Annotated in this window: 3 protein-coding genes and 1 pseudogene; 3 read left to right on the forward strand and 1 reads right to left on the reverse strand. The window is 49.3% G+C overall.

The features are described from left to right. Positions 1–80: 80 nt before the first annotated feature. From GG681_RS16870 to GG681_RS16880, 3 genes are all read left to right on the forward strand, one after another. Positions 81–9,518, forward strand: coding sequence for a hypothetical protein (locus GG681_RS16870; protein WP_153549208.1), 9,438 nt, complete (start codon positions 81–83; stop codon positions 9,516–9,518). Between the two features lie 131 nt (positions 9,519–9,649). Continuing rightward, positions 9,650–10,450 carry a hypothetical protein gene (locus GG681_RS16875; protein ID WP_153549209.1) on the forward strand — a complete coding sequence of 267 codons (801 nt, stop codon included), beginning with the start codon at positions 9,650–9,652 and terminating at the stop codon, positions 10,448–10,450. Beyond that, entirely contained in the window at positions 10,447–12,747 is a 2,301-nt protein-coding gene (locus GG681_RS16880) for a hypothetical protein (protein ID WP_153549210.1), read from the forward strand. Before GG681_RS16875 ends, GG681_RS16880 begins: the two co-directional genes overlap by 4 nt. Before the next feature lie 384 nt (positions 12,748–13,131). Here GG681_RS16880 and GG681_RS16885 read toward each other — a convergent pair. Continuing rightward, positions 13,132–13,245: pseudogene (locus tag GG681_RS16885) on the reverse strand (IS3 family transposase); the annotation flags it as partial. Positions 13,246–13,612: the final 367 nt, after the last annotated feature.

A 13,612-nucleotide genomic window follows, 5' to 3' on the forward strand; every position in this document is an offset into this window, starting at 1 on the left:
GTAGATAGTTTTTCCCGAGTTGAGTGTTTTTAAGATATTCCCCGACTTTGGTTGGTCTGAAATTAGTCTGGAATTTTGACGTGAAAATTATCGATTGCGTAACGCCCGGAGTATCTCTTTCTTCTGTTGAGGAGGCTGTTAATCACTCGGGACCTGTCCGTACGAAGGTTTTTAGTGGTAGTATTTCAGCTCTATCCGAGGTTGTTGATAGCCTAGGTGAACGGAAAGTTGCAGATGGAAACGATGAGTGTTTTGAGACCGCCATCATCGTTCCACCTCATGGATTTGTGGCCAATACTCTCGGTGGGCCCGGGCATAGCACGGATAATCCAGCCATATTAATTGACGACAGTGGAAATGTTCCAGATTTAATTCGGAAGTCGAGCTGGAGAACCTATAATTTTGAGGTTTCTAAATATCATAACTATGTTGCAGATAATGTTCGCGTTCATAACGATTCAATTCTATCTTTCTTGAGTGATGACGAGCGTGCAAATGTAGTAAATTTGGATCGAGGGAAAGATGGTAGAGTGGATTTCGCTGTCGTTGACCTGGATACAGAAACTACCTCGGGGAATTTAGAAGTTGAGAAAATTTACCGTGCCGATCCGGCCGGTGGTTTTGATGCAATAGTCGAAACTACTGAGTCAGACGGTCTCGGTAATGTTTATTATTCGCGACAGGTGCGCAATCCAGACAACAGTTTTGAAACCGTTGTTGAACGTCAGCCTTTATACGGGCAATTTCAGGGGGAGGCCGCAGGGCGCGCATTAACCCCATTTTTGTCACGTGCTCTGATTGGAGATGACGCTAATCTATTTGCGGAAATTGCCACAGATACCTTCCTTGGAACGATACTCGAAAATCTGGGTGGAACTCTTGGTGCATTTGTTGATAGGACTGCCAAGAATGTCGGTGACCTTGATATAGCTGAACAGTTGGAGGATATTTCAACAGGAGTATTTGAGGATTTTGGCCAGGAACTAGTTGTAAATGGCTTGAATGCGACTATTGGCGCGGTAAACCAGTTAATCTTGGCAGAAGTATTTGGCAGTGCGCAAGATGATAGTTTCGGAGAGTCTCTCGTTCGAAGTTTCTCAAGCGCGGCACTCGATGATTTTGTTACCACAGGCGTTGGAAAGCTACTTGGAAAAGAGTTTTTTGGCGACCTATTTCAAAGTTTAGGCTTTAGGCCTGATCAAGTGAAGCAAATTCAAACTGCATTCGTCCCTACTAATTTTGTTAGTGCTGCTGAAATCGCTGCCGGAGCAGAAGGTGTGACTACGGTTATTCCCGGAACCGAGGGAATCGCAAATGGTATTGGTATTGATCCTGTCAGTTTGATTATTTCGACAGTGATTAATGAAATCTTACCGCCACTAGAAACAACAGAGGGTGCTATTGCCTCTGCCATTACTGGCGCTGTTCTAGGGGCCTGGAAAGCATTCTCTAACCTGTTTGGGGCTGCGTCGCTTGGTGTGGGAGCCATAGTGTCATTCTTTGTGGGGAAGATATTTGATAGTCTTTTCGATAAAGATCCGCAGGCATTTACACATGTTGGGCTTGATGAAGAAATAGGTCGGTTCGTACTGCTCGATACCTACTCAGATGACGGTGGAAATCGTCAACTGTCGAAGGATCTGGCTCAGAGCTATGTGGATGCAATGAACGCGTTCTTGGATTCGATTATGTCGAACTCTAACAATTTTAACGAGTTCGAGCGTTCGTTTGGCCATTATGAAGAAGCGCTTAAAAATGCAGGGCGCAATGGGCAGACTTTTTCTGATTTCCGGGAAACATTCCTTAACGCCTATGTGGATGATCTGATTGATGCAAAGATCAATGATGGACAGCTTACAGCTGTAAAAGCGTTTGAAGATCTGGATGTAGCGCAACTGCGACAGGACTATCGCCTGAAGTTGTTGCTGGATGCTGTAGAAGATACGCGAGTCGTAACGTACGTTGGTGGCCGGGTCGACCCTGATGCGACATATGAATATACTAAAGGTACTGCCTATGCTGTAGATTATGCGGACAATCTACGGGAGAAGCTTGAATATCTTTTGGAGAATGGACTTTCTATTGCCATCCAGGATGAGGGCCGTATTTCGGTATTCTCCACAGTTGCGCGCAGACATGTTGGGGGTGGGCAAGATAGTGTTGAAGAATGGGTTGCAACAACGAAAAGGTTTGACGCACAAACGACACTTGCGATTAAGCAGCTGGTTGGTTCGGGAGTACTCAAGGATCTTCTAAATCAATATGACTTTATAACCTATGATGAGTTATTGGCACTTGGCGGTGTCCCACAGAATGTTCTCAGCGATGAAGGGATCTATTCGCAGGTAACCTCCACGCTGCAAATCGCTGATGATTATCATAATTATTTGGAAAACCAGGAGGAAATTGATGCGCTGATTGCACAGAGCCCGAATAGTGCGTTCGCGGGTGGATGGGTCGCTACTATTAGCTACGCCAACCAACTTGGTTTGACGGGTGATTTTCGCGAGAATGGCGATAGTGTTGGAAATAACTTTTTTGCTGCGGGCGGAGATGACAATATCCGCGGCAATGCTGGTGATGATGACATTCGGACTTATGCGGGTAATGATACCATTCACGGTGGATCAGGGGACGATACTCTAGACGCCGGTGTAGGGAAAAATATTGTCCGTGGTGGTTCAGGGAATGACGTCTTCAGGGTAAGCTCCACTTTTGGTGAAACGCAAGTCATCGATGCAGATGGGGAAGGCGAAGATCAACTTCTGTTCGATGTTCGTTTCAATAATATCGATGTCACTTTTGATGAAAACCTCGATGGCTTTGTTGCAGATTGGAGCAATGGCAGCGTTAACGCTCAAGGGATTGAGAAAATCGCATTTCGCTTTGCTCGGGATGGGGCGGGTAATGAGGTGGTTTATGAAGTTGAGTTGGATGATATTCAGCAGAATTCCAGTGATACTTCCCAGCTGAATGGGTCCAATCGTTCTGATCTCCTTGAGTTTGGGGCTGCTGGAGGCTTGGAAACAGCGCGGATTTATTCTGGAAATGGGGGATCTGATCTCTACATCTATCGGAAAGAGATGGGAGATGTAATCATCCAGGGCGAGACGGTGTCGTCTGGGGATAATGACCGTTTGGTGTTGCGCGATGTGTCGTTTGATGATGTGGAGATCTCCACTATTTTCGATGGTGGCCAAAGATATCTTCAGCTGACATGGCAAGATGATGAAGAGAGCGGAAGCATATTGATTGCGGATTTTGGATCGCATCTCGAGCAAATTCAATTCTCTGACGGCCAAATTCTCAACGAAACGCACTTTGGTATAACAGACGAAGACGCGCTTAATGCTAGATCAGGGGATGAGCTTCTGATCGCTGATCCTCAGCTGAATTTGCTTTTTGATACTTTGAATGAATTTGAAGTGTTGGTTTCTTCCCGCACTTACACTGTGACAACAGGGACGGGTGAAAGTAGTGAGCGTGAGATAGTCCGAGAAGTCGATTACGCTGATACTTTCCGTGAAAAGTTAGAGTATTTCGCTAATGACGGTGGTGATATTACGCTGACACCGGAACATGAGGCGATTCATAGCGATGAGCGAGGACGTCCTGCTGTAGTCGCGAGCCCACTTAGTTTAGCTCATTGGGGACGTGTCGACCATGGGGACTTTAAACGAAGCCAATGGATAGTGCGCCCTCAAGACATTAGCTCTAAGGCGCGTGAAGTTGTGGAACTTCTCACTCAGTCGAAGATACTAAAGACTATCCTGAATCAGAGCAATTTCACGACTTATGAGCAATTCTTGGCTGCTGACTTTACGCCTTTAGTTCCTGCAGATGGCGGGGGCATTTATTCAGGACGTGGACACGATTACATAGTTGCCAATGCTTCACGAAACGAAATTGTTTCAAATGGCGGCAGCGATACCATCATTTCTAGAGATGGTGTGGATGACATTGATGCTGGTTCAGGGAACGATTCCGTTCTGTCCGGTAACCACGCAGATCTTGTGAAGGCTGGTTCTGGAAACGATACTGTTGATGCCGGCGCAGGCCAAGATACAGTCTATCTTGGCGATGGAGATGATCTCTTTGAGGGGCATGGGCAAAGCGGAGAGCGTGGCAGAGATTCCGTCGATGGCGGTGATGGGGATGATACCATCGTCGCTGGAGGAGGAGATGATACACTGCGCGGTGATGCAGGCCAGGACAGTATTTTCGGTGGCGACGGTGATGATGAGCTACATGGCGGGGATGGTAACGACACTCTAAGGGGTGGTGCTGGGATCGACACTATCTACGGCGGTAGAGGGCTCGATGTTGCGTCTTATAGCGATGCAGAGCAGGCCGTAGTCGTGAACTTGGACGACGCTAGCCAAAATGCGGGTAATGCTTCCGGTGAGGCGCTCATAGATGTGGAGCACCTTGAAGGGTCAGCTCATGATGACCGCCTTGTCGGTGATCGACAGGACAATGTGATTTGGGGGCGCCAGGGTAATGACACGCTGAATGGGGGTGCGGGCAACGACATCCTGTTTGTAGGTGCGGGCGAGGCAGGTGGTGTTCAGGTCATCGAAAGTAGCGCTGGACAGGATACCTTTGTAATTGAGGTGGATAGTCATCATGTCAGAACTGTGTATGAGACGGTTCCGTTGTTTGTTCAAAATGGTGATTATTTTGATTACCCAGGGCTGAATCCAGACCTCGTCATAGGGGACACGATTAGGTTTGAGGGCATTAACAGCTCAGATGTCGAATTTGAAATTGGTTACAATGGCAATGTGCTAAACCAGACTTGGGAAGGCAGATTGAGCATTAGATGGACTGTAGGTGAGGTTTCGGGATTGTACGAAATCCACCGACCTTTTGTGAATGTAGGGAAGTTTGAATTCGCTGATGGCGTTTCTTACGATGCTATTCAGCTCGGGTTCATTTTGGGGGGCGCCACCCCTACACCAGATGGCTCGTTCCAGTTGGTCGGCGAGAACGAAGATGACGAGATCGCATCGCCTGACTTTGGCATTTTCAGCATTCTTGGAGGGGATGGAAATGACTATCTTTCCGGTGGAGCTGGTCAGGACTCGGTCTATGGGGGCGGGGGCAATGATACACTTTCGGCCGGTGGGAATGCGTTGAATGATGGATTTGAATATCTCTTTGGTGAAGAAGGTAATGATACCTACGAGGTTTCGAAAAATGATCAGGGTTCCGTGGTCATCAATAGTGATGCAGAGCAAGAGAACACGCATCAAAGTGACAGCATCAGTTTTAGAGATCTTAAATTAGATGAGGTAACCATTGAGCTGGTTGACTACTCATCACGCTCAGATGTCCTTGGTAACAATGGACGAATGCTTCGTTTTGCCTGGAAGGGTGGAGAGCTGCTCGTGGCTAACGAAGGCAATCATATCGAGTATTTTTCATTCTCTGATGGCGGTGCGATCTCGAAGTTCGAATTCGATAACCATGGTCGTTTTAATAGAACAATACATGGTGACCAGAGCGCGGATAGCCTTTTGGCTACGGAGCTTGATGATACTATTGCCGGTCATGATGGTAACGATACCCTTAATGGATACGACGGCGACGACAGCCTTATAGGCGGCGAAGACCATGACTATCTCATTGGTGGCGATGGCAATGATACGTTGCGTGGTGGGGCAGGTGTAGATCAACTTCTGGGCGGTGTAGGTTCGGATCTAATAGACGGTGGGTCGGGTCGAGATATCGTCAGCTATATTGATAGTGAAGAAGAAGGTGCGATCGTTGATCTGGCAGATCAAAGCAATAACGCCGGTGCCGCCGCTGGAGATGTTATTGTTGATATCGAGAATGTAACTGGCTCTTTTGAAGTTGATCGCATTTTTGGGAATGGCATAGACAATCTGATTAATGGTCTGGCTGGTAACGATAGCCTGTTTGGCCGTGTTGGACGTGATACTTTGTTTGGCGGTTCGGGCAATGACTATCTGCGTGGTGGCTCTGGAGCGGACTATATTGATGGTGGGTCTGGTACGGATCGGGTCAACTATGAGAACTCCAATGCTGCGGTGAAGGTTAATCTTGCGTCCAGTAGTTCCCAATCGGGTGGCCACGCGCAGGGCGATACGATTATTGGTGTCGAACAGGCCTATGGATCTGCGTATAATGATACGCTGTCTGGCACCGATGCGACGAATGTTTTGGTTGGTAAAGACGGCAACGACCGGCTGTTGGGCTACAAAGGTCGAGACAAGCTGTTAGGCGACGGTGGCAATGATACCTTGTTGGGGGGAGCTGACGCTGACACGCTTGATGGTGGCGCTGGTGGTGATGAGGCGGCGTATTGGCACGCTACATCAGGAATCCGAGCTTCGCTTGCGAACAGCTCGGTCAATACCGGCAATGCGGCTGGAGATATATACATCAGCATTGAACATCTGGCGGGCTCGGAGCACCGTGATACGCTTTATGGTGCGGCGGGGAATAACCGTCTCTGGGGCGGTAAGGGCAATGATCGGCTGTATGGTCGCGAAGGCAATGACATCCTCTTGGGGGATGAAAACAATGACACGCTGATTGGTGGGATTGGCGCAGATAGATTGGACGGTGGTTCTGGCACGGATGAGGCTGCCTATTGGCATGCAACCTCGGGCTTGCAGGCCAGTCTCCGGGTTCCGGAGCGCAACACCGGAGAAGCCGCAGGTGATGTTTATATTGATATCGAGAATCTCTCGGGATCGAACTACAATGACTCGCTGTATGGCGATCATGACGTCAATCGTCTCTGGGGCCGCAATGGTAATGACAGCCTTTATGGGCGTGGCGGCAATGACACGTTGGACGGCGGTGACGGCAATGATACATTGATTGGCGGCAGTGGTGCTGATGTTCTGGACGGCGATAGCGGCACGGATGTGGCGGATTATCGAGACGCTGCGAATGGCCTGAAAGTGTCGTTGGAGAATGCGTCCATCAACACTGGTGACGCAGTGGGTGATCGCTATATCCGCATCGAAAACCTGGCAGGATCGCAACACAATGACTCTCTATGGGGAGATGCGGGGGCGAACGCTATCTGGGGTCGCGATGGCGATGACCAGATAGATGGTCGCAACGGCAATGATACGGTCTACGGAGACAATGGACATGACCGTCTCTTGGGGGCGTCAGGCAATGATTCTCTTTACGGAGGGAGCGGCAACGACACGCTTCTGGGTGGAGTTGGGGCGGATCGCCTAGATGGTGGGTCTGGTTCGGATGAGGTGGCCTATTGGTATGCAACATCGGCTGTGCGCGTGGACTTCCAAGATGCGTCAGCCAATCGTGGAGAGGCCGACGGTGATCGTTATACGGGCATAGAGCACGTCTCCGGTTCAGACCACAACGACACATTGTACGGTAATGGTGGAGCCAACGCGATCTTTGGCCGCAATGGCCATGACACGCTGGACGGGCGTGATGGGAATGATTTCCTGCGTGGCGGAGATGGCAACGACCGGCTCTACGGTGGAGTTGGCAATGACCGGCTCTATGGCGAAAGTGGAAATGACACGCTGATTGGGGGGCTTGGCGCCGACATCTTGGATGGCGCGGGTGGCACCGATCTTGCTGCCTATTGGCATGCAACCTCAGCCGTGAAAGTTGATCTGGCTGATGCCTCCACCAATACCGGCGAGGCTGCAGGTGACACTTATGTGGGCATCGAGAACCTATCTGGGTCTGCCTACAATGATACATTGAGCGGCAATGGGGCGCACAACTATCTGATCGGCAACAACGGTAACGACAAGCTCTATGGTTTTGCTGGCAATGACACATTGTCTGGCGGCCATGGCAATGACACATTGCATGGTAACGCAGGTACTGACTTGTTGGAGGGCGGTGATGGTGATGACAAGCTCTATGCGGGTTCGATCAACAATAGTCCGCCTGGCGCCGACACTTTGCGTGGTGGCAACGGAAACGATTATCTGCAAGGCGTCAATGGGCGGAATCTCCTTGAGGGCGGTTCAGGGAATGATACCCTCAATGGCGGCGACGATTGGGTAACTGCGGATGCGGATGTTCTCCGTGGTGGATCTGGCAATGACTCGCTGATATCTGGTCAGGTCGAAGAGGTCAGAGAAGATCATGCCCATATTGTTGACAAGCTGTATGGCGATGATGGGCATGACACGTTGCAGGGTGGTCTTGGCCGTGACTCTCTGGTTGGGGGTAACCACAACGACAAGCTTTACGGCAGCAACGGTAATGACACCTTAGAGGGTGGATCTGGTGATGACACGCTAGATGCAGGTCGCCACACGGATAGGTTGTTTGGCGGTTCGGGCAATGACTATCTGCGTGGTGGCTCTGGAGCGGACTATATTGATGGTGGGTCTGGTACGGATCGGGTCAACTATGAGAACTCCAATGCTGCGGTGAAGGTTAATCTTGCGTCCAGTAGTTCCCAATCGGGTGGCCACGCGCAGGGCGATACGATTATTGGTGTCGAACAGGCCTATGGATCTGCGTATAACGATACAATCCGCGGCAATGGCAGCAATAACCGTCTATATGGGCGCGATGGCCGGGATGATCTTTACGGTAATAGCGGCAACGATCGCCTTTATGGTGATGGCGGTAATGACCGGCTGATCGGGGGCAGCGGTGCGGATTACCTGAATGGTGGTTCCGGTACGGATGAAGCCGCCTATTGGCATGCGGGATCTGGTGTGCGTGCTTCGCTCTATGACGCGTCCAGCAATACCGGTGAAGCTGCGGGTGATACCTACTCGAGCATCGAGAACCTGGCGGGTTCTGTCCATCGGGATATCCTTATCGGCAACGCGTCCAATAACTGGTTCTGGGGCAATAAAGGCAACGACGACATTTATGGCCGTGAAGGAAATGACCATCTACGCGGCGAAGATGGCAATGACCGCCTGATTGGTGGAACTGGAGCAGACACACTGGACGGTGGTTCCGGCACGGATGAGGTAGCCTATTGGCATGCAACATCCGGGCTGACCGCCAGCCTGCGAAACCCGCACATCAATACAGGCGAAGCGGCGGGGGATGTTTATGTGAGCATCGAACGCCTGTCCGGCTCCCGGCATAGCGATCGCCTATTCGGTAGTGACAGTAGCAATACGATTTGGGGCAATAGCGGCAACGACCAGCTCTATGGTCGTGGAGGGAATGATCATCTTTTTGGAGGAAGCGGCAACGATACTATACGGGGTGATAGTGGAAATGACCGTCTGGATGGGGCTGGCGGCAATGATGTCCTTAAAGGCGGCAGTGGTGCGGACGTATTTGTTTTCAATAGCACCTTTGGCGATGATGTAATCGAAGACTTTAGCGCCTCCCAATCGGGCGAGAAAATCGATCTGTCAGATGTGTCGTCGATTACAAGCTTCTCCGACCTTAGAGCCAATCACCTGACGCGGTCTGGTAGTGATGCCGTAATTAGCGATGGGAAAGGAAATACTATCCGTCTGGAGGATGTGAGTGTATCTTCTCTAACTTCTGATGACTTCATCTTTGTGTGAGCATGTGGTCGCCATTTGGGGGATAACAGGGAGTGACAGTATGTGTTTGCGGATACGCATATATGCTGGGAGAGAAAGAGACTTCTTTGAAGTCTTAACCTGCGAAGGTAGAGTAGATACCTGGAAAATCAATGGACTGGGATGACACCATGGAACGAGAAGAAAATAACGACAATCGGTACGCGCTTGTTCTTGAAAAACCCGATGGGATTGTAAAACGAAAAGCATCATTCTACCCGATGATGGGATCAACTTTGACTGGCCATCTGTCGTATACGCCCAAGAGAGAACTGCGGAATTTCCCACCTTTTAAGGATCGATCTTGGTCCTTAGCGAACGAAGATCGCTTTCCATCAGTTGATCTACCAGATGAGATGAAAGAGCGATGGGTGCATAAACGGCTTGATGTTGACCCAAGTATGATCGAAGCCTTCACGGCTGATCTGACGATCAATAACGATGACCTCATTCCGCATATTCCCGATATTAGCGGATGGTTTCCATTTTTGATTATTAGTGCGCGTGCTAAGGATATCTTGGGTGATATTTATGCAGGCGGAAGTTATTTTATCCCTTTGACAATTTATTCTCAAAATGGATCCGAGATCGACGGGGAGTACTACTGGTGGGTTGTTCGGGATAGGATTGCTTACCTGGGATTTGACGTGAAGCTTCCTGTTCTTGGTGTGCCATTTCCTGGCCCCTTTAGCGATTCTCGTATGGTATATGAGATGGTGAATAATGTTGCGGTGAAGAATTATTTGAAAAGAATACCGTATTGGGGAGCTGTAGGTAATTTTCAGCGTGCTTGTTTTGAAACTCTCACTTTTGAGAAGTTAAAAACTTCTTATTTGAGTGGTTTGGTTGAAAATACCGAGGAAAATTTTCCAGCCGATCGAAAGATTTATGAAAGCATAGGGCATATCGAATGAAGCCAGTTTTTACACGTCAGGGTAACTCGGAAAAGTTGAGACGTGACGCGGATGAATATTTGCGTCAAAGCGGCACCGGTGCCACATCAGATGTTTTTGGTAACACGCAAACCCACCACATTTTGCCCGTCGAGATATTTAATGACACGCGGCTTGATGAAGGTATCCTACAAGCCAGATTAGACTTTATTAATACCCATTTTCCAGATTTTAATATAAATGATGGTCAGTATTTACAAGTTCTGCCAAGCGATGCAGAAGCAATTGAGCAGGGAGTGAAGAAAAATTATTATGCGACCTTGCATGCTAATGGTTCTGGCCTGCACCGGGACTATAATCAATATGTTGCTGAAAATCTTGATGCATTAATTGCCAGAGCGAATATGGATCCCAACTTTGATGTGGAGAAAGGGTTCGATCGCCTAGTCAACGCTCTTCGCACAGGTCTGGTAAGCACCGACCCAGCCGACATTTTGTTTAACTTAAGCCATAGAGATCCAGCAGTCGCTGAGCGCTTCAGAACACTTTTTGGGGATAAACGTGCGGATGAGATTCTATCGAAGGAAGAAGGAGAACTTAGCGCTCGAGACAAGGCTGATCTGAAAACAGCCAACGGTCAGCTCATCAAACATTTGCCGAGAAATCTTTACGAATATGAGCATGTCGATAGATTTATTGATAAATTGGCAGATGGGGTTATTAAGATTGGTGAATTTACTTATTTTTCAGTTGGACCGGCCTCAGTAGGATTCGTTCTTCTTACAGCGTCGACAAATGCTGTGGATGCTCATGGTTCAGCTGCGCTAGATGTTGGGGCTTTAGGGTTGGTCGGGTATGGGCTCTACCACGATGGGATTCTCGAAGATGCGAGCCTCCGCGGTGTTCTGAATTTGATTAAAAATTCTAATATTGTGGATCTGATTGCTGGTAGCGTAGACGATATTTTGGCGAATGCGACGCTCGATGTTGTGATCAGTGGTGCAGCAACTGCTTTGGGTGTCGGTTTGTTGTGGAATGGAGTTCAAATTCTTCAGAGTGCAGAAGGGTTTGATGATGCTTTGACCTATGCAGCCTCGAAAGCGCCTAATGGTTCTCTGGTCAAAAAATTGGGGAACCTGGTTGCCAGCGTTAAAGAATTGGGGGCCGCCAGAGATGTTCGTAAAATCGCAAATCTTATTGAAGATACGGATGAAGAATTCGCCGCAGCCGTTGTAGCAGAGCTGAACTCTCTATTGAATGGTCTCGTTGGAGATGACAAAGACGAGCCCTTCCAGGCAACTAGTTTGACAGGTGTAATAATACTGCTAGATAATGTAGATTTGGGTGACTTCGATCCGCGCGCAGAAGGTATTGATACGCTCGAAGGTAAAATTAAATTTGCTCTAGGCGAGAGCTTGTTTAAGGATAAGAAGTTTGCCGAATATGCGCGATTGTTTCCAAACGAATGTTTTGCTGCAGGCACGAGTATCAATATGTGGCCTCTTGACGCTCGCATTCGTCCGAATTCGGAGGGGCAATACGATCAGGCTATGGTGCGCTCGGCTATATGGCAGAAATCAATTGAGCAGATTGAGGTTGGAGACGCCGTTGTAGCGTTTGATACAGATGGGAATATGGTGCCAGGGCATGTGCCGCGCGTCTTCCAGCAGGATTCTAAGATTGTTCTGAACTTCTTTGGCACACATGTTACACCTGGGCATGTTTACTACCGTGCAGATAGCCCTGCCGGCGGCAAGTATGAGACGCTTATCGACATATTGAGAAGTGATGGGATCATTCAGCGCCAAGACGGCACCCTCATCCGAGCCGCAACCAATATTCCGGTAGGCCACCCGCATGATCGATTTGTGAAAGCAGTCACCGGTGTACGACATTCAGACGGCAGCGTTGAGGTGCGGGAGAGTGGGCGCATTCGTATTGGTACGCGTTTTATACTCGATGGGAGCCATACCTTTTCTGTGGCTGAGCTTATTGAAGTAAATGGTGGGCGTGTTGGGGATGATGGTTTGATCTCTTCGGAAGGCCAAGACCCCGCACCCTTTCACTGGGAATTCGATGATGCGCTTCCCAAACCGGAAACATTTGTTTTGGCCTGCTCTGGGACAACCCTCGATGAGATCTATCAAGCTGCGGAATGGGAGAGCCAGCTTCCCTACCTGCCAGCGCCGATGGTCAAAGATGGTGGTCCAGTGCAATCATTTTCCGAAACATCTCGGGCATTAAAGACGCGTAACCAACCGATGATTCTCAATTTCGTTTCGTTAATGGCAGGCAATCCCCTCGAAGGCCAGGAGTGATTCGAAGTAAAGTTTTCGCGAAGATGGAATAGGAAATCCTGAAGGCGAAGTGAGTCGCGCCGGGTTTGCCGGAGGTTGATTCCATTCGGTTGCTCGGAAATGTCTTTAGTTTTCGGGTCTCTGTAGGAATTGGCTTCTGCTTTCTCCGCCGTCTGCTTCCGATAGGCACAAGCAGACGGCGGTTGTTAGACTAATACACCCATTCGAGTGTTGCGTATTCCCCCGCCTCGCAGTCGGGCCAGGGGCCCCGGCGGTGAATGACCTCGGCCTGAAAAGGCCGTTATCGTCTCGAACAGAGAATTGTCATCGCTGTTGTCTTGCTCCCCTGAGAGTCCGCTAATCTGGGCTAGTTCTGTTCAGATTTTGATCTTCTGACCCGCCGCTCTCATGTTTGAGCAAGAGGTGCAGCCGACGATATCCAAAGCGCCGCCGTTCAGATGATAGCGCTTCCAATCGATCTCGTAGATCAGCGTCAGCAAGCCGTTTCGCAGCGCGCCAGTAGACTGCATATTTACACCGAGCTAACGCGGTATTCTCAAAAACGCTGACGCGCAGTCTTTGTAAGATTGTCCGTCATCACAGTTTTTGGCACCAGTGGCGGCTTGAACTAAGAGAGTTCGGCTCATCTGTTTGGTTTGGTTATGCGGCGCGTTGGCTGTGAAGCAAGCGGCGCGTGTCGAATGTATTTCGTTTGAGCCTTTCTCGCTGTTGTAGAATGGCTTTGTCGCGTCCGAAGTAGACGTCGACGAGTGTGTCGTTGTTTAGGCGCTCGTGGTAGCGCTGGTGGTTGTTTGGACCTGTCGCGGTTTGATGCCGCTCCTTTGATAGCACTTACTGCAACAAAGGAGACTGACTATGGGACAGA

Source organism: Tritonibacter aquimaris, assembly GCF_009617595.1.
GTDB classification, from domain to species: domain Bacteria; phylum Pseudomonadota; class Alphaproteobacteria; order Rhodobacterales; family Rhodobacteraceae; genus Epibacterium; species Epibacterium aquimaris.